The organism is Pseudoalteromonas sp. NSLLW218, from assembly GCF_015864775.1.
Lineage (GTDB): Bacteria > Pseudomonadota > Gammaproteobacteria > Enterobacterales > Alteromonadaceae > Pseudoalteromonas.
Map to the genome: position 1 here is coordinate 237,587 of NZ_JADYWO010000007.1, position 20,658 is coordinate 258,244.

The following is a 20,658-nucleotide window of genomic DNA, read 5'->3' on the forward strand; positions in this document are numbered from 1 at the left end:
CAAATGTAGTTTTTGCTCACAGCGAATATGCTTAATTTGAACAAGTTAAGCGCTTTCAATTACGCCGCTATTAAATGCTAAAACGTACGCTTCCTTTTTGGCCCTAGAGAGCTTTTTTAATTGATATTCAAGCTTACTTGCTTCACTTTTGTTGCCCACTTGTTGTTGATGAATAAGTAAAAGCGGCCCTTTGCCTCTAAGGTTTTTAGCCCCTTTCCCTGCTTGATGAGTTGCAAAGCGTTTTTCAACATTAGTCGTGATCCCTGTGTACCAATGACCAAATCGTGTTTCAACTATATATAAAAACCAAGTAGACTCAGCTTTTAAAATATTCGTTTCAATGTGTTGTAAACTTTTTTCATTATTAGTGGTCAAAACATTACCTTAACGCCCTTAACATAAAACAATTGCTTAAAAGGGTTTTACCTTCAGTGACTAATCGGTATCATGCAGATTATAAAAAATAAGGATCACAACTAACAATGCAGTCGTTAAAAACTTTTTCTCTTTGGCTTATCGTTGCTTTAACACTTAGCTCAGCAGCTGGTTGCTCTAGCTGGGTATACCGAATTAACATCCCGCAAGGCAACTTTTTAGAGCAATCGGATGTTGAAAAACTTCGTGTAAATATGACCCGAGAGCAAGTTATTTATGTATTAGGTAGACCTATTGCCGAGGACGCCTTTGATAACAATACTTGGCGCTATATTTACAGCTTTAATAAAGGCCGTAAAAACGAACAAAATAAAGAGTTAGTAATTAACTTTGAAAATGAAAAGTTAGTTTCAATCTCAGGTGATTATGATCAACCTGAAAACTTTACTACACCGCTAGAGCAATAAACGTCTCAAGTAATAAAAAAGGTGAGCATGGCTCACCTTTTTTATTGGTTTACTTAAAAAGCTTTTACCATTTTAACCACGTTAGCGTGTGATTTAATCTGTTAAACGGTTCGAGGTTTATGCGCCGATAGGTATTACTTCTCGAGCGGGCGACCACCCGTTATTTTATTTGCACGCCCCTCTTCTTTTGCTTTTTCTGCACGTTTTCTGCGAGCATCTTTAGGGTCTGCAATTAATGGCCGGTATATTTCTATACGATCACCGTCTTTTAATTCATAGTTAGCTTTTACAGTTCGATTCCACACACCTAACGTTAGCGATGTAGCATCAATTTCCGGACACTTTTCTATAATACCTGACTGAATAACAGCTTGCTCTACTGTAGTCCCTTGTGGCACTTCAATTGATAAGCACGTGGCTGTGGTCGGTAATGCAAAGACTACCTCAACATTAATCATACTCGCGCTCCATAAACCTGTTTTGCACGTTGAGTAAATGCACTCACCATATTTTTTGCTACATCGTTAAAAATCTTTCCAAAGGCAAGCTCTATTAACTTACTTGAAAATTCAAACTCGAGGTGCAAATGAACCTTACATGCTTTGGCGTCAAGCTCTTGAAAATGCCAGCGCCCTTTTAACGTCTTAAACGGACCATCAACAAGGCGTAGTAACACGGTTTGTTCATCAACAAAGGTGTTTTCGGTGGTAAACCACTTTTTTATACCCGCCTTAGATATTTCTAAACTCGCGGTCATGTTATTATCGTGCTGTGAAACAATTTTTGAATCTGAGCAATTTGGTAAAAACTGTGAATAAGCTTCTACATCATTAACTAGATCAAACATCTCTTTAGTGCTGTACATAACCAGCGCACTTTTTTCTATTTGTGGCATACTCACTCCCAACTGTGTGGGCGAATTTTAGCAAGCTTTGCGCGTTTCCCCAAATTTTCATGCTGCTTAAATTAAAGCTAAATTTTTAAAAGCATTATTAAAAAAATCGATGTAAAACATCTCGCATTACGTATATTATAGGGCACTATGGCTAAGAAAAATTCATCAAAATCGACAAGTAATACCATCGCGCTAAACAAAAAAGCGCGACATGAGTATTTTTTACACGATAAGTTTGAAGCAGGTATTGAACTACAAGGCTGGGAAGTTAAAAGTATCCGAGCTGGTAAAGTAAATATCACAGAAACTTATATTCATCTTAAAAATGGCGAAGCATTTTTACTTGGCAGTCAGATTCAGCCACTTATTAGTGCCTCGACCCATGTAATTTGCGACCCGCTACGTTATCGTAAATTGCTATTAAGTAGACGCGAACTTGACCGTTTATTCGGTGCTACAGAGCGCGATGGCTATTCTTTAATAGCTACAGCGATGTACTGGAAAAACTGCTGGGTAAAACTTGAGTTTCACCTAGCAAAGGGTAAAAAGCTACACGACAAACGCGAAGACGGTAAAGATAAAGACTGGTCGCGTGAAAAAGAACGCTTAATGAAGCATAAAGCATAAATAAAAACGCCTAATTTATTAGGCGTTTTTAATTTCACATATATAAAAACTCAAATAATACCAGCTCGCTCAATTAAGTAATCTACTTTGAAATAAGAAAATCGTATCGATAACAAGACAAAACTTGTTATACCAATCTGCTTATATATGGGGTCTATTTAACGTTAAGAAAATCACGCTAGAACTAGGCAAAAACTTTTATATCTAGTTGTTCTAAATAAAAATTTTTAACGACGTTATAGTGCAATTTAATTCGTTAAATTGATCAAAGATTTATGCTGGTTGGTATTACTTAGCCATTCTCAGCAATTGCTCCTGCATTACCCTACCTCCTGTATCTACACAGTCGTAAATCAGAAAGTTTCAACGCTTTTAGCATCAGCTTCCCCGCTCAAGTTAAAAGCAGATAAAACAAAAATTTTTAATTTATAGAAATAAATTATTACAAATTATTTTGATCATTAGCAACTCCACACATGGCTTCATCTAGCTATATAACAATTATTAAGTCTATGTCCTATTCACGCTTAGTTCCACCTAAAAAAAAGTGTAAATAAGGTTATAAAACCCACAAAAAAGCATTGAAACTAATACTTAAATCACAAATTAAGCTAATTGCTAACACTTAAGTTACATGATATTAATACCCGCGCTTGTTAAGCAAATAATTTTATAATATATCAACAAGGACTTAAGGATGAAGCAATCAACTGCATTTACACCAAGCATTATTGTGGGCGCAACACTCGCATTATCAGCAGGTTTTACAACAACGGCTTACGCAGCTGAAGAAGCTAAAAAAGTAGAGCGAATTCAGGTTACTGGTTCTCGTATTAAGCGAACTGATATTGAAGGGCCTTCTCCGGTGCAATCAATCGGTAGAGCTGAAATCGAAAACATGGGTTACGATAACTTGCAGCAGCTTCTAGAAAGAATGCCTGTAGCAGGTAGCGGTACTTTCTCTACTCGTGGTAACAACCAAGATTCAACCGCTAACGGTTCAGCTGCAGTAAGCTTACGAGGGTTAGGTGCCGATGCAACACTCGTACTGATCAATGGCCGCCGTGTATCAATTAGTGCCTTTGCTGAAGGGATCACCAACTCATTTGTAGATATAAACAGTATCCCTGTTTCTGCTATTGAGCGCATAGATATACTCAAAGATGGCGCATCAGCAATCTACGGCTCAGATGCAGTAGCGGGTGTAGTTAACGTTATTTTAAAGAAAGATATTGATGGTGTTGAGATTAACCTAGGCTATGGCGGTACGGATGGTCCAAATTATGAAGAAACAACAGCAAGCCTAGTTTGGGGTACTACAAGCGAAAAAAGTAGTGCATCTGTTATTATCGATTACTTTAAAAACACATCTCTTTCTTCTGATGAAATGGGCAGCCTTGGCACTGCAAACCAAGCACCTTATGGTGGTGAAGATTTCCGTTCATCTCGTGGTTTCCCGGGCTACTTTTACGTAGATGGCGTTAAAACAATCGACCCTGCCTGTCCTGCTGAAAATGCAACTTCAAGTGGTAGCTGCTTATTTGATTACGGTCCATATGGATATGTTGCCCCAGCATCTGAGCGTGTAGGCGCTATTTCACAATTTGAATACCGCTTTGATAACGGCATTACTGGCTTTTTAGAAATGGCTGTTCAGCATAATAGCTCTGTCGCTGCTGGTGCACCAACACCACTTGATGAAGATGCAGGCCTTACTGTACCCGCTAGTCATCCAAACAATCCATTTGGTGAAGATATTCAAATTGGTCGCTACCGTACAGTAGATGCTGGTGCTCGCCAATGGGACATTGAGTCAGATACCTTACGCTTTGTTGCAGGGTTGAAGGGCGAAATAAACGATTGGAGCTGGGAGACTGCGGTACAAAAAGGTCGCAGTAAATCACTACAAACTGGCGATCGTACACAAGGCTGGGTACGCACCGATTTCTTACAACAAGAAATTGATGCCGGTAACTATAATCCATTCGGTGGCACATATAACGACCCTGCTGTAATTGACAGAATCACAACCAGCTTAGTACGTCGCGGTGAGTCTCATATGACCTCTTTTGACGCTAACATTACAGGTGAAGCGTTTAGTTTTGGTGGCGAAGCTGTAATGATGGCCGCCGGTATTGAGTACCGTGAAGAAGATGTAAATGATATCCCTGATGATCAATTTCAACGTGGCTTAATATTTGGTACTGAATCAGTATCAGCTTCTGCTGATCGTGAACAATACGCTGCATATGTTGAATTCTCAATCCCGCTTGCTGAAAACCTCGAACTACAATTAGCAGGTCGTTACGATGATTATAGCGACTTTGGTACAACAACAAATCCAAAAATAGCTTTGCGCTGGGCACCAACTGACGAAGTAACTGTTCGTGGCTCTTGGGCGCAAGGCTTTAGAGCGCCTTCGCTAGCGCAAATAGGCTTAGGTCCGTCGCAAAAAAGCCAATTTTTTGTTGATACGCAGCGCTGTGAACAAACGGGATTAGATTGCCAAGCACTTGATTACAACATTGAGTTCTCTGGTAACCCTGATTTACAAGCAGAAGAGTCAGAATCATGGAACGTGGGCGTTATCTGGGCACCTACAGCTGAGTTTGGTTTAAGTGTTGATGTATGGAGTATTACTCAAGATAACAAAATCGATGAAGAAGAATTTGGTCCTATTTATGCAGCAGAATGCGGTAACCAAAATAGTACTGTATGTGTTCGTTTAGCCCCTACAGGCGGTGCAAGCTTAGGCACAATACAAAAAATACACAGCACATTTAAAAATTTATCATCGCAGGAAGTATCTGGTGTTGATGTTTCAGCAAACTATAACCACTCTCTTGATGACTTAGGTTTACTTAAATTCAATCTAGAGTGGGCATATCAAGATAAGTTTGAAAAAGATGGTCGTGATTACACCGGTGAATATGGCTACCCAGAGCATCGCTTTATTTTCTCAACCAACTGGGAAATTGGTGAGTTTAACACCAATGTAAATATCAGTTATGTAGGTGAATTTGAAGATACGCCTGATATCGACTTTGATGGCAATTTAGACTTTGATAGCAATACTTCACGTATGATTGACTCGCAAACGCTTGTTGATTTACAAACGTCGTACCGTATTACTGAGTCAGCTAAAATATCTTTAGGTGTTAATAACTTATTTGATGAAGAGCCACCATTTGCAATTGGTGATGGCGATGGCGATTTATACGGTTATGCATCAGCTGTGCATAACCCTCGTGGCCGCTACCTGTACACTAAAGTAAGCTTTTCTTTCTAAATAAAAGACACAAAAAAACCGCCAATTGGCGGTTTTTTTATTTAAAACTAAGGGCTAGATTATAGCTCGCCTTCGTTTTCAGATAAGAACTTAGCAACGCCTTCAGGGCTTGCGTCCATACCTTTTTTACCTTCAGTCCAACCAGCAGGACATACTTCACCGTGCTCAGTGTGGAACGCTAACGCGTCAACCATGCGAAGCATTTCGTCGATGTTACGACCTAGTGGTAAATCGTTCACTACTTGGTGACGTACATTGCCTTCTTCGTCGATTAAGAATGAACCACGAAATGCAACACCCGCTTCTGGATGCTCAACGTCATACGCTTTACAAATTTCGTGTTTAACGTCTGCAACTAGTGCGTATTGAACTTTACCAATACCGCCGTCTGCAACAGCAGTGTTACGCCATGCGTTATGTGAGAATTGTGAATCGATAGAAACACCAATTACTTCTACGCCACGCTTTTGAAACTCTTCAAAACGCTTATCAAATGCAATAAGTTCAGAAGGACATACAAACGTGAAATCTAGTGGGTAAAAGAAGATAACTGCTTTTTTACCTTTAATGGTTTCATGAAGATTATAGCTATCTACAATTTCACCGTTACCAAGAACAGCTGCAGCGGTAAAGTCTGGTGCCTGGCGGCCTACTAATACACCCATTTTATTCTCCAAATATTTTGAGTTTGTTTTCAATTGCTTTCGCAATGCTGGTACTTATATGGGCGCTAAAAATTAAAAACCAATAGCGCATACATATAATTAATTGGCATTCTAAAGTTATTCACCACAAAAGAACAATCGCATTTATCGATGTGAGCAATCGAAAATAACGAACACTTACAACTTGCACAAATTTGCCTGAATAGTATGTCTATTTTGAAATGTAAACTGCGTTGTAATTAGATAGAGCTTTGGACGTTACTAAAGAAGAGTCAGTACGTTAAATTGTTTAAAAAATCATATAATGTGGTATTAATTTTTACAGATACAAAAAAACCTGCAAATGCAGGTTTCTCGTTTAGATTTAATCCATTATATCTGAGGGCATATCGCCACGGATTTTTTGCCAAATCTCACCTGTTTGATGACCGTATTTACGCATCATCGAAATAGCACCATCGTGCTCTTTATTTTCTGCCAGAATTGTTAAATCTTTATAAAACTGACGAGCAAGTTCACGAGTTCCGGCATCAGAGAAATAATGACAACCAATCTTTGAATAAAAGCCCCTAAAACCGTTGAGTATTAATACATAAATACGGTTATTACCCGCAACGGCTAATTCGTGATGAACTTTATAATCGTAGTCAGCAAATGCCTGCGCAGTGTCTTCTAGCTCATGGCTTTGTGATAAAATTTCAATTACACGTTCAGGATTTAACTTAATTGCAGCACGTGTATAAATAGCACTAATATTAGTCCGTGCAGATAAAAGCTGATCTGTCAGCTCTGGCATCTTGTCTTCATCTAAGCGCGCTAATGTTTCAAGAATATTTAAGCCTGACGTTTCCCAAAAGTTATTTACTTTTGTCGGTTTACCATGCTGAATTGTTAACCAACCATCACGTGCTAAACGCTGTAATACTTCTCTCAAGGTCGTTCTTGTAACACCAATTAACTCTGAAAGTTCTCGCTCGGCAGGTAGAATTGAACCTGGAGGGAAATCGCCGTTCCAAATAGATTCAACTATATATTCTTCAGCAAATCCTGCTGGGCTTTTCGCTTTAAAAATTCTCATCCAGTTCCCACTCGAATTAATCAACACTCATCGTTTTACACGAATAACTGACTGATTGTACCAGACGAAGCATAACTAACAAGTAAAGTCAGGTATATTAATAAGCAAATGAGTAGAAATTAAAGATTAATAAATAATAAAATTTATATTTTTATAATTTAGCTAAACTGCACAGTTCTACTGGTAATATTCATCGTAGGTACATTGTTATTTGTTATGTATTAATGAGGCCTAATAGATCATCATGTCGCCCCTATTGGGGCATTACCGAGTAGTCACTAATTTCATCTTAAAAAAAGTGACTTCGGTAGCTTTTTTCTCCTTTTTGTTGCTGCATACTTTATCCTGCGTCATAATCTAACGTCTTATTAAAACGCGGAATTTTTATGAACTGGCTTGCGCAATTACCCACCCAACGTACCCCATGGCTTTTATTTACAGCCATCGTTTTTTTACTGGAAGTGACCGCTCTTTTCTTTCAATACCAAATGGGGTTAGCGCCTTGCATAATGTGCATATACCAACGCACCGCTGTACTAGGCTTATTAGGTGCAGGAATTATAGGTTCGACTAAACCACAGAGCAAAACAGTTCGTATACTTGCGTATGTAATTTGGGGGGTATCGAGTGTTTGGGGATATTTAATTGCTCGCGAACATATTGATATGCAAACCACCACAGATCCTTTTGCATTCAGCTGTGAGTTTGAGCCAAACTTCCCGTCATTTATGCCGTTACATGAATGGATACCTAGCTTTTTTCAAGCGACCGGGGATTGTGGAAATATAGATTGGCAATTTGTTGGTTTGAGCATGCCTGCTTGGATGGAAATTATATTTGGGGTTTTCTCACTAACACTATTTATTATAGTTATTGGCCGTTTATTAATTAAAAAGTCGATTTGATATGTTTACATTTTTTTCAAGCCAATTAGATGAGCTTAAACATCTAAAAGTACGCAAGCGTCAGGACGTAATAGCACTTTCGTTAAGTATGCTATCGCCAACAGATAAAGTTTTACTACGTATTATAAAATTATTGTTACTTAGCCCTTTATTTTTAATATTTACGGTATTTGAAGGCTGGATATTAATCCCTTTTTTGATACTTGGTGGGCTTTGCTATCCGCTACTAACAACACCTATTGAAATTAACTTTGCTAAAAAGCACTTAAGCGATGCACTAAAACAACTTAATCAGGGCGTATAACGCCCTGATTATTCCTTACTCGCTTTAAAGTGATATTTTCCCTTCTAATTTGGCTAATAGTTTTTTACCAATTCCTTTAACTTGTGATAAATCACTGACGCTTTTAAATTCGCCGTTTTCCTCTCGGTAATCCACAATTGCCTGCGCTTTTTTCTTTCCTATGCCAGGTAGCTTAGCAAGCATCTCAGCATCTGCATTATTTATACTAATTGTCTCAACATGAGGCATTTGCTTAGTTACTTCCGATAATTGTGCATATACGGTAGTTGCAGGTAGTAGGCATAATAAGCTTATAATTAATAAATTTTTTAACGTTTTCATCAAACTTGTCCTTATTCTTCTTTTCTTAATTTTGAATGTTGCTCAGGAAAACTAAAAAATAAGGAACTGTAAAGCTCATCACTTAAAGTGTACCTAAACGCATTATCACTATGATCCGAAATCCTGAAAATGCAGCTGGTACAACAAAGTGATTGCTTAACTAAAGTAAAGTTACCGTTTTTTGTCAAATTTAAGACACCTAAAAATTAATACTTCGCGCTTGCAAATTTACGCCCAAACCATTACTGTACATAAAAACAGTAATCTAATGGTTTTTACAAACCACGGTGCCAAGCAATTTTGCAGGAGAAATCATGGCTGTTGTTGTTAAATATGTTGTAGAACGAAACGGAGTCGAGCGTATGACGTTTACTACCAAAAAAGAAGCTGATGCTTATGACAAGATGCTCGATATAGCAGAATCACTTGAGCTAATGCTAGAAAAGGTAGACGTACCGCTTAGTGAGCAACAAATTGAATCACTTGCTTTAGAAATAGCGAAAAGCAAAGATGACTTTATGACCATACTAAAGGGCGGTAAAGATCCAGTTGTTACCAAAGCGCCAGCAAAAAGTAAAAAGTCAGATAACGTTGCATCAATTGAAGATAACAACGATAAAAAAGCAAGTTAACTCGTAGATTGCCCTTTCCTCGGTCGGGACAAACTAAATAAAAAAGGGAGCAACTAAGTTGCTCCCTTTTTTATTATACCAATTCGCTTTATCAAGTGATCTATTTTGAGGGTGGAAAAACGTATTGATAGCCAGTCAAAAAATTCGCTATTTAGTTGTTCTAAATGATAATTTTTCAACACAGGTAGTGACACGTTTAGCCCCGCAAAATGATTAAGTATTATTGCGGATTGGTATTAATTTACTACCCATTCAAAAATGGGCAGTAATTACTATTTAAAGCTCTTTTTCTACTTCATCAAATAAAGCGGTAATGTTTTTCTCAGGCTCTTTTGTAACTAAGCTAACAACAATAATTGCGATGCTCGCTAAAATAAAGCCTGGTACTATTTCGTACATAAAGCTGCTTAAGCCTTCACCATTTATAGTAAATGGTCCATATATCCAAATTAGTACAGTAAACGCACCTACTAACATACCTGATAAGGCGCCAGCAAAATTCATACGTTTCCAATAAAGGCTAAACAATACAAGTGGTCCAAACGCAGCTCCAAAGCCAGCCCAGGCATTACTTACTAAATCTAATATAGAGCTATCTCTGTCGTAAGCCAAGTAAATAGCAAACATAGCAACTATGGCTACACTAATACGGCCAACAGCAACTAGTTCTTTATCGCTAGCATCTTTACGTAAGAATGTTTTATAGAAATCTTCTGTTAATGAGCTTGAACTAACAAGTAACTGTGAAGAAATTGTACTCATAATGGCAGCTAAAATTGCAGCTAATAAAAAGCCAGCAATAAGTGGGTGAAACAATAACTCAGAAAGAATTAAGAAAATCGTTTCAGGATCTTCAACTACAATATTATTCTCATAAGTATAAGCAGCACCAAATATACCAGTACCAACAGCACCAATGGCAGCAACAATCATCCATGTCATACCAATACGGCGTGCTTTAGGCATATCTTTAACACTACGTACTGACATAAAGCGAACAATGATATGTGGTTGGCCAAAATAACCTAAGCCCCAGGCCATTGCAGAAATAATACCTAATGCAGAGCCTGCACCAATCCAGTTAAGCATATCTGGGTTTACGCTATGCAGAGTTGACTCTAGGGGTTGTTCTAGTAAAGAGTATGCAACGGTAGGCACAAGAATAAGTGCAATGAACATAATACAACCTTGCACAAAGTCAGTTAAGCTAACCGCTAAAAAACCGCCAAACAAAGTATATAAAACAACTACACCTGTCGTAATGTATAAACCCATTTCATAACTTAGACCAAATGAGCTTTCAAACAGCTTTCCGCCGGCTACAACACCTGATGACGTATAAAGGGTAAAGAAGACGATAATTACTATAGCTGATACAACACGTAATAAGTTTGACTTATCATTGAAGCGATTTGAAAAGTAATCTGGGATTGTTATAGAGTCATTTGCTTTTTCAGTGTACACACGTAATCTAGGTGCAACTAACAGGTAATTTAACCAAGCACCAATCACCAAGCCAATTGCTATCCATGTACTACTAAAACCAGTAACAAACATCGCACCAGGTAGGCCCATTAAAATCCAGCCACTCATATCCGATGCACCCGCAGACAGTGCAGCAACGCTTGGAGATAGATTTCGTCCACCTAACATGTAACCAGATACATCGTCAGTAGATTGCTTATATGCATATAGTCCGATACCTAACATTACAACAAAATATAATGCTAGTGAAATAATCATTCCTGTTTCCAAATTAGCCTCCGCATAATTATTAATAACAGGCTCTTAATCCGAATATTGACTCTTAAAATATTATAATAAAGACACTATTAGGATAAAAACCATTCTCGCTGACTATATCATGCTTAATAATAAAATCTCCAACTTGTTGCCCCCAGCTGATACAAAAATACTCATGTTGAATAATTTTAAAGCTAATTGGTAAAATATAATAAATTAAATACAAGAAACCCCTTAATTTATAATGATAATTTATTAATCATGCAAATATACGTAATGCTATTTTGAATCTTTTGCCATATATTATTACAATACCTAATTACATCACTCTTACGGAACTGTTTATGTATTTTTACGCTGCACGTCAACCGATTTTAGACAGAGATAAAAAGCTCATCGGATATGAGCTTTTATTTCGTGATGGCGTTGATAACGTATTTCCCGATATAGATGGTGACGAAGCAACAACACGACTTATTGAGGGAAGCCAGTTTAATTTTGGTTTAGAAGATTTAACCGATAATAAACCTGCCTATATAAATTTCACCCTAGAAACGCTGTCAAAGGGTTATCCTACTCTGCTAGGTAAAGATACAATAGTAGTAGAAATACTTGAAACGATTCAGCCTGGTAAGCGTTTATTAGCTATTGTTAAAGATTTAAAAGATAAAGGTTACACTATTGCTCTTGATGATTATATTCATCAACCTGTATGGCGTCATTTTTACCCGTTCATTGATATCATTAAAATAGACTTTTTAACATGCGATATAGATACAATAAAAACGGTTCTTAACGATTTAAAACCACACTCGCATATTAAGTTACTTGCCGAAAAAGTTGAAACCTACGAAATTTACCAACAAGCTTTAGAGCTTGGGTTTGATTATTTCCAAGGGTTTTTCTTCTCAAAACCTGAAATGGTACAAAGTAAGGCTTTACCGCCTTCAGAAATGGCATTAGCTGAATTACTCTACGAAACATCAAACATTGATATGGATCTTAAAAAAATCACTGACGTGTTTGAACGTGATGTAAATCTGTCTTATAAGTTACTTAGGTATTCAAATTCTGCCGCATTTGCTCGCCGCGCTGAAATAAGTACCATTAAGCAAGCCCTTATAGTGCTTGGTGCCAATGAAATTAAAAAGCTATTGTCACTACTGTTTGCAGCACAAGTATCTGCAGATAAACCTGTAGAGCTAATTAGGCTATCGCTTACACGCGCTCGATTTGCTGAATTACTGGCTATATCCCACGGACAATTTAAAGACACTGGCATGGCGTTTTTAACCGGTATGATGTCTCTTATGGATGCAATTTTGGATGAGAGCATGGAAAGCGTCATGAAAAAACTTCCACTTTCTAATGATATAAAAGCAGCGCTATTAAACGACGAAGGCTTATTGGCAAAATACTTAAACTTAGTTAAGTATTATGAACAAGCAAATTGGTCTGCCGCAAACGAACTAACGAAAGAACTAAACCTAGGTGAAAAAGTTCCCGATGCCTATCATGAAGCACTAGCTTGGGTTAATGAACAAATGCAGTTAATAGTTAACGAAAAATAAATATCTAAACAGCAAACAATAACGCCAGCATTTAGCTGGCGTTATTGTGAGTGGCTTTTCAATTATAAACTTTCTAAAAAGTCTTCATCAAAATCAGCTGGCTCTTCTTTAATTGGCGGGTTGCCGTCGTACAGTTCATAAATTTGACGCTGAAAGTAAATATCTTTTACAAATAAGTACGGATCAAGTGAATCATTTAATAACCCCTCTTGTGGGATTAATGATGCACGTGCCTCAACTGCTTTTAAAACAAACACTAGAATAGTTTGTGGAGTCGTTAGCGCAACTTCAGGTAATACAAAGTTGTCGACTACATCACCAGTCAGATTACGTGCTGTTGTAGGACCCATGCCTGGTAGCATTAAATAAGCGCCATCACCCACCCCCCATACACCCAACGTTTGTCCAAAGTCTTCATCTACAATTTCAAGGCCTAATGAGCTAGCAACATCAAAAATACCAAAAATACCAACTGTAGAGTTAACTAAAAATCGCGCTAAGCTCACACTTGCATTACCCGGCTTACCTTGCAAACCCGCATTAATCATATCGACAGGCGCTGTAATATTACCTGTAAAATTAACAATACCGTTTCTTACCGGTACAGGCGTTACTTCAACATAACCTACAGCAACGGGGCGCAATAAATAAGCATCCAATACATCCATATTAAAATCGTATAACGGACGATTAATACTTTGCAGCGGATCCCTTTCATCTACTTTGCTTTGTGGTACTTGAGCACACCCGGCTAGTATCAATAAACATAAAAAAGTAAAACTGTGTTTTAACATCTAACGTCCTTAAGGTATTAATGTATCAATTTGAAGTTGGTAGTCACTTACACTTTCACGCTTTAACGACTCTGAATGACCTTCTAGCTCACCAGAACTTGGCATAACAGAGTCATCTATAGAGATACGCGCTGAAATAATAATATTTTCTGCACTAGACAAGTTTAGCCCAGCAACCATTGCACTACTATCACTCAACTCAACTGTAATTGGAAATGAATATTTAGCGAGCTTAACAGCAGCTAGCGGCATTGGCGAACCACTTGCTGCTTTTGCAAATATAAACAAAATACCGTCTTTTGGCTGTTTATCTATAAGCTCTTTTGCAATGTCGACTGTAACTGCAATAGCACCCGTTGTATTAGTAACTGGCATAACAGAGCCTTCCGTTTGCATTTGCTGCTCAATATCACTAATACGCTCGGAAATCATGCTATAACGAGAATCATTTTTTTCCATACTGGCAAGTAAAACTTCAAATGCAGCTTTAGCTTGAGGCCAATCTTTACGTTCATAGGCAATAAGTGCTAATAACGAAATTGCATCTAAATTGGTAGACTCAACTTTCAGTACTTTTGAGAGCATACCTGCCGCACGAGTCATATTAGCTTCGCTGCCTTCTAGTAATAAAACTTGGCTATAACTAATAAGTACCTGCATATTATCAGGATTCATACGTAGTGCTTTGTCAAATGACTGCTGCGCCATGTCAAATTCATTAAGCGACATAGCAACTCGCCCAAGTAGCATCCAAGCAACTTCATCATCGCCAGAACGACTAAGCTTAGTACGAAGCGCCAAAGCAAAAGCCTGCAGCTCATTTTGGCTAAGCGGCTCACCTTTTTGCATTACAGCCCGTTCACCATAATCAGCTAAATTATCCATTGCATCATGCCAAGCCGAAATTTGCTGCTGGCTACCCGTTAGACCATAAAAAACGCCTGTTAGAGCAAGAACAAAAGCACCACCAGTTAAAGCAAAAATACGATTATTACCTTTGCTGTTTAGTGATTTTTCTGGTGATAACTCATTCAATAAGCGACGTTTTAATTCAACAATTGATTCTGCATGACTTACGCCATCAATACGTTGATTATCTAAATCAGTTTGTAAATCAACTAAACGCTGCTCATAAATGCTAATTAGCTCAGCATTGGCATTATGAGTAATTGTTTGAACGCGCTCTTTTTTTAAAAAAGGCAACATCACAAATCCAAGAGCAACCAGTGTGAGTAAAGCAAAACACGCCCACATTAATATCATTTAACTTTGCTCCTGACGTTTATTTTGTTCAATTAGCTTAGCTAACAGCATTTCGTCGTCGCTGCTCCACGTTTGTTTTACTGATGCTTTTCGTTGACGAATAACAATAAAACCAAAGCCGACTATTACAATTAATACAGGTAATACCCAAAGTACTAAAGTAGCGGGTGTAACGGGTGGGTCGTAATGAACAAAATAACCAAAGCGGTCTATCATGTAATCAATCACTTCGTCTTTGCTCTTACCTTCTTTCACCAATACGAGTACTTTATCGCGTAAATCTTTAGCAACAACGGCGTCTGAATCAGCAATATTTTGATTTTGACATTTAGGGCAACGTAGCTCTTTAGTTAGCTCTTCAAATAGTATTGCTTGTTTATTGTTATCAAATTGATAGCGATCTTGCTCTGCAAACGCCCCCATGCTCACAAAAAGACTAAGTGTAAGTAAAAACCACTTCATTATTTAAGCTCCTGCATAATTGGCGCAAATTTAGCTCGCCATACTCGCGGGTTTATATCACCTGTATGGTGCAGTAAAATAGTGCCGTTTTTATCAACTAAAAATGTCTCAGGCGCACCCGAGACACCTAAATCCAACGACAAAGTACGATGTAAGTCTAAAATATTAAATTGATATGGGTCGCCCGCACGTTGCAGCATATCAGTCACCTCTGTACGAAGTGATTGCATATTAAATGGGCCATCAAAGTCAGCGTCGTAACCTTGTACGTAATAAAGCCCAATAATTTTAACGCCTTGCTCACGTAATTTAGTTAAATAGCCAAGTTCAACTAAACATGTCGGGCACCATGTACCCCACACGTTTAATAAGTAAACTTCGCCTTTTAACGACTCGTTAGTCCACTCTTTATTGCCTTGCATCAAATCTGGTAAATTAAATGCGGGCATTTCTTGGCCTAACCGCCCCGTTTGAATTTCACGAGGGTTAGCAAAAAGTCCTTGGTATAAAAACACACAAACAAATGCAAATACTAAAAGCGGCGCGAGTGCTAAAATTTTACGGTTCATAAAACACTCTCCGGTGCATCTTTACGGGCTGTTTTAGCTGATGTACGGTAGCGTTTATCAAACAAAATCATGAAACCTGCAAATGACATAAGCACACCACCAATCCATATCCAGCGTACAAATGGTTTATGATAAATGCGAAGTGACCATGCATCACCACTTAACTGCTCACCTAACGCTAAATATAAATCACGTTTAAAACCGGCATCTATTGCTGCCTCAGTCATAAACTGCATACCTATATCATATTTACGTTTTTCAGCATGTAAGCGTGTTACCAGCTCATCGTTTTTAAGCACCGATACAACGCCCGCATGGCCGCTGTAGTTTGGCCCGCGAATAGTTTTAACACCATCAAAGCGATATTCATACTCATTAAGCTGTGCGGTTTCACCCGGTTTCATTGATACGTCGCGCTCTACTGAATAAGCAGAGGTCAGTGTTACGCCCGCAATAATAAATGCAATACCAATATGCCCAAGCACCATCGCCCAGTAACTGACAGTAAAGCGTTTTAAACCTTCTTTTAATGTGCCGTGCACTGCGGCTTTGGTGTAAATATCAATCCCTGTTGATATTGCAATCCACACTGCAAGCGTTGTCGCTAATAATGTAAGAGGCTTTACTAAATCGTAACTTGAGAACAACCAAGCGCAGGTAATCACGACACTTGCTAATACACCCATTAATATTTTGTTTTGTAAGAAAGCCCATTTATTTTGCTTCCAACGTAAAAGTGGTCCTATTCCCATCAAAATAGCAAAAGGAACCAAAATTATTGCAAACATCTTATTAAAAAACGGTTCACCAATAGAAATACTACCCAGCCCCATTTCTTTATGAACCATTGGCAATAAAGTGCCTAACATAACAATTAATGTAGCAACGACTAAAAATATATTATTGAGCCATAACGCAACTTCGCGTGATACGAGCTTATATCGACCTTCACTGTGAACTTGCGACACACGCATTGCATATAATGCCAAGCCACCACCTACAACTACGCCTAAAAAGGCGAGTATAAATAAGCCTCTATCTGGGTCAGTCGCAAAAGCATGTACCGATACAATAATACCCGAACGTACAATAAACGTACCCAGCAAGCTTAAAGAGAATGCTGCAATCGCGAGTAACACTGTCCATGATTTAAATATACCGCGCTTTTCTGTCACACTTAATGAATGCAGTAATGCAGTTGCAACAAGCCAAGGCATAAGCGCTGCATTCTCTACAGGATCCCAAAACCACCAGCCGCCCCAGCCTAGTTCTGAATACGCCCACCAGCTACCAATAGTAAGACCTAAACCTAAGAATCCCCATGCTGTCATCGTCCACGGGCGTGACCATTTAGCCCATGTATTATCAAGTTTACCGGTTAATAATGCAGCTATAGCAAAAGAGAAAGCAACCGAAAGCCCTACATAACCCATGTACAGTAATGGTGGATGAATAATCATTCCAGGATCTTGAAGCAGCGGATTCAAATCTCGCCCTTCTACTGGAAAATAAGGAAGTAGACGCTCAAATGGGCTTGAAAGCAGCAAGGTGTACATCATAAAACCTACACCTAAAAAGCCAAGCACACCCAGTACGCGAGCACGTAGTACCCAAGGTAATGATTTAGAACGCGCTGCAACAGCAGCAGTCCAACCCGCCTGCATAACTAGCCATAATAAAATAGCACCTTCATGACCGCCCCACGTAGAGGTGATTTTATAGTACCAAGGCAGCGTACTACTTGAATGATACGCTACGTAAGATACGGTAAAATCGTCAGTTAAACTCGCATAAATAAGTGCAGCAAAAGAGATTAGTACAAAGGCAAACTGTCCTATTGCTAAAGATGGAGCCGCACGCATTAATCGAAGATTACCGGTATGCGCGCCCCAAAGAGGAAAAATACACAGTAAAACGCTTAGCACCATGGCAAGCGTTAAAGAAAAATAACCAATTTCTGGGATCATAGCTAATTACCACTATCTAAGTTGTATTTTGGTTTTTCGTGTTTGATACCTTTAACTGCCTCTGCAACTTCTGCTGGCATGTATTCTTCGTCATGCTTTGCAAGTACTTCAAATGCTTCTATAACATTAGGTTCTATTAACACACCTTGCGCTACAATGCCTTGCCCCTCACGAAACAAGTCTGGCAATATGCCTTGATAACGCACGGTCACTAATGGACCTGTATCAATTAACTTAAAGCTTACTTGCAAGCTTTGTTCATTTCGCTCAACTGTACCAGGTACAACCATACCGCCAATACGTAACTTTTGGCCTATGTGTGGTTTTTCTTTGTTAGGACCTTTACCATCAATAAGCTCGCTTGGCGTATAAAATAAGTTTATATTTTCTTGAAGTGCATAAAGCACTAAACCAATCGATCCACCAATACCAAACAGTACGGCAATAATTACCAATAGGCGCTTTTTACGTCTTGGATTCATGATACTTGTTCCTGTTTAGCTTTTTTAATTCGCGCTTCACGTACTATTTGTTGCTCTACTGAAGCCATAATACGTTTAGTATCTCTCAAAGAGTTCACTAAAATACCAAGTAAAATAAGTGCGCATGTACCAAAAGAAAGCCATACATAAAACCCATAGCCTCCCATTGCAATAAAATCAGAAAAAGAGTCAAACTGCATAATTACCTCTTATTTAACAACGAGCGCACCCACGGTCGGTGCTTTTCGCGTTGCAATATTTCATTTTTAAGACGAATCAAAGTCACTGTGCCTACAAAAGCAGCAAAGGCTAAAATATTAACCATAAGAGGCCAAAACATACTTGGGTCTATTGCTTTGGTGTCTAGTTTTGTAATGCTTGCACCTTGGTGTAACGTATTCCACCACTCAACAGAGTAATGAATAATAGGTAAATTAATTACGCCAACAATCGCCAAAATAGAAGCCGCACGCCCTGCTGACTTTTTATCTTCAAACGCATGGTAAAGCGAAAGCACCCCAAGATATAAAAATAATAAAATAAGTTCAGACGTTAAACGTGCATCCCACACCCACCAAGCACCCCACATAGGTTTACCCCATGCAGCGCCAGTAATAAGCGCAATAGCAGTAATGCATGCACCAACAGGAGCTATAGCAATAACAGCAAGTTCAGCATTTCGTAGTTGCCATACAAGTGCAACAATGGCGGCAATTGCCATTGAGGAGTAAGCGCCCATAGATAAAATGGCAGAAGGAACATGAATAAAAATGATACGGTAGCTGTCTTTTTGTTGGTAATCGGCAGGTGCAAAACCAAGCCCCCATACCCATCCAACAATCATACTAACCACGGTAACTACGGCAAAATAAGGCAGTAACGTATTGCATAACTGATATGCACGCTCTGCTTTAGCATAGGGATGTAACCACTTCCACATTAACTTACACTCACTTTTAAAGCTGACGATATGGCAATTGGTGCACTAATAATAGCAATAAGCAACATTGCACCAAGGATGGCAAGCTGCCCACTATAATCCAGCGACATTGTGCTGGTATCGATAGCTGACGTTGCAAAAATCAAAACAGGAATATACAAAGGCAGTACGAGTAAACTCATCAAAATACCCCCTTTTTGTAGCCCCACAGTAAGCCCAGCACCAATTGCGCCAATAAAGCTCAATAGTGGTGTGCCTAATAATAATGTTAAAACGGTCGCTGTTAGCGCCGTACTTTCTAGGTTTAATAACAACGCAAATAACGGAGTCATTAATACAAGCGGTAAACCTGTTACTACCCAGTGAGCAGCCACTTTAGCGAGTACTGTTAACGATAACGGGTAAGACGACGCAATTAACTGCTCCAATGAGCCATCGTTAAAATCATCTTTAAACAATTTATCTAAACCCAGCATGGTAGAGAGTAATGCGGCAACCCAAATAATTCCCGGCGCCATTCTCGCCAGTAGACCGGGCTCAGGTCCAATTGCTAACGGAAATAATGAAATTACAATTAAGAAGAATAAAATAGGGTTTACAATTTCGGCGCGCTGACGAAACGCAAGCTTTACATCTTTGGTAAATACCGCACTAAATAGCAACCAATAAGAGTGTTGACGAGTCATTAGTGGCGATACTCCAATGTAACCGTTTGTAAGTTACTAAAGTGGGTCGTTAAGTCTTGGTGGGTCGTTAATAAAATAGCACCACCGCTTTGTAAGTGTTCAGCAAATCGTTGCTGTAAAAAGGCAACACCGCTTTTATCAAGCGCAGTAAATGGCTCATCAAGTACCCATAATTTAGCATCACTTAACCAAAGCCTTACCAAAGCTACACGGCGTTGTTGTCCAGCAGATAACATTCTAACGGGTACATCTTCAAGTCCAACAAGCCCAAGTTGCGCTAGAATGGCATATAAGTCAGGCTCGTTTATGTAGCCATTAATTTGTAACCAATGGCGAACATTTTCAACTGCACTAAGCTGAGTATTTACACCTGTTTTATGGCCTATAAAGAGTAGTTCTCTGGCATACTCTTCGTAGTACTTAGATATGGGCTGTTCTTGAAATAAAACAGCACCTTCATCAGGCACAGAGAAGCCTGCGATAATACGCAATAGCGATGTTTTACCAGCCCCATTAGGACCCGCTAATTGCATGATTTGACCGCTATTAAGGCTAAAATTAAGATCCGCAAACAAACAACGATCTTGCTTGATGCAGGTGACGGACTTAATGTGTAACAAGAT

The 20,658-nt window shown here is 38.7% G+C and carries 24 protein-coding genes; 7 read left to right on the top strand and 17 right to left on the bottom strand.

From position 1 onward, the window contains the following. Window positions 1–45 precede the first annotated feature (45 nt). Window positions 46–375 (bottom strand): GIY-YIG nuclease family protein, encoded by a 330-nt coding sequence (locus I6E80_RS12750; protein WP_197185684.1) that lies wholly within the window; start codon window positions 373–375, stop codon window positions 46–48. A 107-nt stretch (window positions 376–482) separates the two neighbouring features. Here I6E80_RS12750 and I6E80_RS12755 point away from each other — a divergent pair, with 107 nt between their 5' ends. Then, complete coding sequence (locus I6E80_RS12755; protein ID WP_170071853.1) at window positions 483–842, top strand: outer membrane protein assembly factor BamE; 360 nt, start codon at window positions 483–485, stop codon at window positions 840–842. Window positions 843–976: 134 nt separating this feature from the next. Here the strand turns inward: I6E80_RS12755 and I6E80_RS12760 are convergent, their stop codons facing one another. After that, window positions 977–1,300, bottom strand: a complete 324-nt coding sequence (locus I6E80_RS12760) for an RnfH family protein (protein ID WP_007584122.1) — start codon at window positions 1,298–1,300, stop codon at window positions 977–979. Beyond that, window positions 1,297–1,737 (bottom strand): type II toxin-antitoxin system RatA family toxin, encoded by a 441-nt coding sequence (locus I6E80_RS12765; protein WP_007584120.1) that lies wholly within the window; start codon window positions 1,735–1,737, stop codon window positions 1,297–1,299. The genes I6E80_RS12760 and I6E80_RS12765 overlap by 4 nt, the downstream gene beginning before the upstream one ends. 147 nt (window positions 1,738–1,884) lie before the next feature. Between I6E80_RS12765 and smpB the strand changes: the two genes are divergently transcribed. Beyond that, window positions 1,885–2,364, top strand: coding sequence for an SsrA-binding protein SmpB (smpB, locus tag I6E80_RS12770; protein WP_024599180.1), 480 nt, complete (start codon window positions 1,885–1,887; stop codon window positions 2,362–2,364). Between the two features lie 697 nt (window positions 2,365–3,061). Further along, a complete protein-coding gene (locus tag I6E80_RS12775) occupies window positions 3,062–5,653 on the top strand; it encodes a TonB-dependent receptor (protein ID WP_197185685.1) in 2,592 nt (863 codons plus the stop codon). Window positions 5,654–5,712: 59 nt separating this feature from the next. On the opposite strand, the gene I6E80_RS12780 is transcribed toward I6E80_RS12775, so the two are convergent. Further along, window positions 5,713–6,318 (bottom strand): peroxiredoxin, encoded by a 606-nt coding sequence (locus I6E80_RS12780; RefSeq protein WP_007378637.1) that lies wholly within the window; start codon window positions 6,316–6,318, stop codon window positions 5,713–5,715. A 364-nt stretch (window positions 6,319–6,682) separates the two neighbouring features. Next, window positions 6,683–7,396, bottom strand: a complete 714-nt coding sequence (fadR, locus tag I6E80_RS12785; protein ID WP_004335692.1) for a fatty acid metabolism transcriptional regulator FadR — start codon at window positions 7,394–7,396, stop codon at window positions 6,683–6,685. Window positions 7,397–7,782: 386 nt separating this feature from the next. Between fadR and dsbB the strand changes: the two genes are divergently transcribed. Together dsbB and I6E80_RS12795 are read left to right on the top strand one after the other, a co-directional pair. Continuing rightward, on the top strand, window positions 7,783–8,301 hold the full coding sequence (gene dsbB / locus I6E80_RS12790; RefSeq protein ID WP_197185686.1) for a disulfide bond formation protein DsbB: 519 nt from the start codon (window positions 7,783–7,785) through the stop codon (window positions 8,299–8,301). Between the two features lies 1 nt (window position 8,302). After that, a complete protein-coding gene (locus I6E80_RS12795) occupies window positions 8,303–8,605 on the top strand; it encodes a DUF6170 family protein (protein ID WP_076923493.1) in 303 nt (100 codons plus the stop codon). 24 nt (window positions 8,606–8,629) lie between these two features. Here the strand turns inward: I6E80_RS12795 and I6E80_RS12800 are convergent, their stop codons facing one another. Beyond that, window positions 8,630–8,926, bottom strand: a complete 297-nt coding sequence (locus I6E80_RS12800) for a helix-hairpin-helix domain-containing protein (RefSeq protein ID WP_024599184.1) — start codon at window positions 8,924–8,926, stop codon at window positions 8,630–8,632. A 314-nt stretch (window positions 8,927–9,240) separates the two neighbouring features. Between I6E80_RS12800 and I6E80_RS12805 the strand changes: the two genes are divergently transcribed. Further along, window positions 9,241–9,558 (top strand): YebG family protein, encoded by a 318-nt coding sequence (locus I6E80_RS12805; RefSeq protein WP_007584105.1) that lies wholly within the window; start codon window positions 9,241–9,243, stop codon window positions 9,556–9,558. Window positions 9,559–9,834: 276 nt separating this feature from the next. Here the strand turns inward: I6E80_RS12805 and putP are convergent, their stop codons facing one another. Continuing rightward, window positions 9,835–11,313 carry a sodium/proline symporter PutP gene (gene putP / locus I6E80_RS12810; RefSeq protein WP_024599185.1) on the bottom strand — a complete coding sequence of 493 codons (1,479 nt, stop codon included), beginning with the start codon at window positions 11,311–11,313 and terminating at the stop codon, window positions 9,835–9,837. A gap of 332 nt (window positions 11,314–11,645) precedes the next feature. Here putP and I6E80_RS12815 point away from each other — a divergent pair, with 332 nt between their 5' ends. Continuing rightward, window positions 11,646–12,872 carry an EAL and HDOD domain-containing protein gene (locus tag I6E80_RS12815; RefSeq protein WP_170071849.1) on the top strand — a complete coding sequence of 409 codons (1,227 nt, stop codon included), beginning with the start codon at window positions 11,646–11,648 and terminating at the stop codon, window positions 12,870–12,872. Between the two features lie 62 nt (window positions 12,873–12,934). On the opposite strand, the gene I6E80_RS12820 is transcribed toward I6E80_RS12815, so the two are convergent. Genes I6E80_RS12820 through ccmA form a run of 10 tightly spaced genes read right to left on the bottom strand, consistent with a single transcriptional unit; the run spans window position 12,935 to window position 20,655 of the window. Next, window positions 12,935–13,666: a VacJ family lipoprotein gene (locus I6E80_RS12820; protein ID WP_197185687.1), complete on the bottom strand. Its 732-nt coding sequence runs from the start codon at window positions 13,664–13,666 to the stop codon at window positions 12,935–12,937. A gap of 9 nt (window positions 13,667–13,675) precedes the next feature. Further along, a complete protein-coding gene (gene ccmI, locus I6E80_RS12825) occupies window positions 13,676–14,929 on the bottom strand; it encodes a c-type cytochrome biogenesis protein CcmI (RefSeq protein WP_197185688.1) in 1,254 nt (417 codons plus the stop codon). After that, entirely contained in the window at window positions 14,930–15,391 is a 462-nt protein-coding gene (locus tag I6E80_RS12830) for a cytochrome c-type biogenesis protein (RefSeq protein WP_024599189.1), read from the bottom strand. Further along, on the bottom strand, window positions 15,391–15,960 hold the full coding sequence (locus tag I6E80_RS12835) for a redoxin family protein (RefSeq protein WP_197185689.1): 570 nt from the start codon (window positions 15,958–15,960) through the stop codon (window positions 15,391–15,393). The genes I6E80_RS12830 and I6E80_RS12835 overlap by 1 nt, the downstream gene beginning before the upstream one ends. Next, window positions 15,957–17,927, bottom strand: a complete 1,971-nt coding sequence (locus I6E80_RS12840) for a heme lyase CcmF/NrfE family subunit (protein ID WP_076923497.1) — start codon at window positions 17,925–17,927, stop codon at window positions 15,957–15,959. The genes I6E80_RS12835 and I6E80_RS12840 overlap by 4 nt, the downstream gene beginning before the upstream one ends. A gap of 2 nt (window positions 17,928–17,929) precedes the next feature. Continuing rightward, window positions 17,930–18,409 carry a cytochrome c maturation protein CcmE gene (gene ccmE, locus I6E80_RS12845; protein WP_024599192.1) on the bottom strand — a complete coding sequence of 160 codons (480 nt, stop codon included), beginning with the start codon at window positions 18,407–18,409 and terminating at the stop codon, window positions 17,930–17,932. Next, entirely contained in the window at window positions 18,406–18,609 is a 204-nt protein-coding gene (gene ccmD / locus I6E80_RS12850) for a heme exporter protein CcmD (RefSeq protein ID WP_024599193.1), read from the bottom strand. Before ccmD ends, ccmE begins: the two co-directional genes overlap by 4 nt. Window positions 18,610–18,611: 2 nt before the next feature. Further along, entirely contained in the window at window positions 18,612–19,349 is a 738-nt protein-coding gene (locus I6E80_RS12855) for a heme ABC transporter permease (RefSeq protein WP_024599194.1), read from the bottom strand. Next, window positions 19,349–20,035: a heme exporter protein CcmB gene (gene ccmB / locus I6E80_RS12860; protein ID WP_197185690.1), complete on the bottom strand. Its 687-nt coding sequence runs from the start codon at window positions 20,033–20,035 to the stop codon at window positions 19,349–19,351. The genes I6E80_RS12855 and ccmB overlap by 1 nt, the downstream gene beginning before the upstream one ends. Beyond that, a complete protein-coding gene (ccmA, locus tag I6E80_RS12865) occupies window positions 20,035–20,655 on the bottom strand; it encodes a cytochrome c biogenesis heme-transporting ATPase CcmA (protein ID WP_197185691.1) in 621 nt (206 codons plus the stop codon). Before ccmA ends, ccmB begins: the two co-directional genes overlap by 1 nt. Window positions 20,656–20,658 lie beyond the last annotated feature (3 nt).

Bases quoted from the DNA above. Each gene is read 5' to 3' on its own strand.
- I6E80_RS12755 (WP_170071853.1), top strand. From the start codon at position 483: ATGCAGTCGTTAAAAACTTTTTCTCTTTGGCTTATCGTTGCTTTAACA.
- I6E80_RS12760 (WP_007584122.1), bottom strand. From the start codon at position 1,300: ATGATTAATGTTGAGGTAGTCTTTGCATTACCGACCACAGCCACGTGC.
- I6E80_RS12765 (WP_007584120.1), bottom strand. From the start codon at position 1,737: ATGCCACAAATAGAAAAAAGTGCGCTGGTTATGTACAGCACTAAAGAG.
- smpB (WP_024599180.1), top strand. From the start codon at position 1,885: ATGGCTAAGAAAAATTCATCAAAATCGACAAGTAATACCATCGCGCTA.
- I6E80_RS12775 (WP_197185685.1), top strand. From the start codon at position 3,062: ATGAAGCAATCAACTGCATTTACACCAAGCATTATTGTGGGCGCAACA.
- I6E80_RS12780 (WP_007378637.1), bottom strand. From the start codon at position 6,318: ATGGGTGTATTAGTAGGCCGCCAGGCACCAGACTTTACCGCTGCAGCT.
- fadR (WP_004335692.1), bottom strand. From the start codon at position 7,396: ATGAGAATTTTTAAAGCGAAAAGCCCAGCAGGATTTGCTGAAGAATAT.
- dsbB (WP_197185686.1), top strand. From the start codon at position 7,783: ATGAACTGGCTTGCGCAATTACCCACCCAACGTACCCCATGGCTTTTA.
- I6E80_RS12795 (WP_076923493.1), top strand. From the start codon at position 8,303: ATGTTTACATTTTTTTCAAGCCAATTAGATGAGCTTAAACATCTAAAA.
- I6E80_RS12800 (WP_024599184.1), bottom strand. From the start codon at position 8,926: ATGAAAACGTTAAAAAATTTATTAATTATAAGCTTATTATGCCTACTA.
- I6E80_RS12805 (WP_007584105.1), top strand. From the start codon at position 9,241: ATGGCTGTTGTTGTTAAATATGTTGTAGAACGAAACGGAGTCGAGCGT.
- I6E80_RS12815 (WP_170071849.1), top strand. From the start codon at position 11,646: ATGTATTTTTACGCTGCACGTCAACCGATTTTAGACAGAGATAAAAAG.
- I6E80_RS12820 (WP_197185687.1), bottom strand. From the start codon at position 13,666: ATGTTAAAACACAGTTTTACTTTTTTATGTTTATTGATACTAGCCGGG.
- ccmI (WP_197185688.1), bottom strand. From the start codon at position 14,929: ATGATATTAATGTGGGCGTGTTTTGCTTTACTCACACTGGTTGCTCTT.
- I6E80_RS12830 (WP_024599189.1), bottom strand. From the start codon at position 15,391: ATGAAGTGGTTTTTACTTACACTTAGTCTTTTTGTGAGCATGGGGGCG.
- I6E80_RS12835 (WP_197185689.1), bottom strand. From the start codon at position 15,960: ATGAACCGTAAAATTTTAGCACTCGCGCCGCTTTTAGTATTTGCATTT.
- I6E80_RS12840 (WP_076923497.1), bottom strand. From the start codon at position 17,927: ATGATCCCAGAAATTGGTTATTTTTCTTTAACGCTTGCCATGGTGCTA.
- ccmE (WP_024599192.1), bottom strand. From the start codon at position 18,409: ATGAATCCAAGACGTAAAAAGCGCCTATTGGTAATTATTGCCGTACTG.
- ccmD (WP_024599193.1), bottom strand. From the start codon at position 18,609: ATGCAGTTTGACTCTTTTTCTGATTTTATTGCAATGGGAGGCTATGGG.
- I6E80_RS12855 (WP_024599194.1), bottom strand. From the start codon at position 19,349: ATGTGGAAGTGGTTACATCCCTATGCTAAAGCAGAGCGTGCATATCAG.
- ccmB (WP_197185690.1), bottom strand. From the start codon at position 20,035: ATGACTCGTCAACACTCTTATTGGTTGCTATTTAGTGCGGTATTTACC.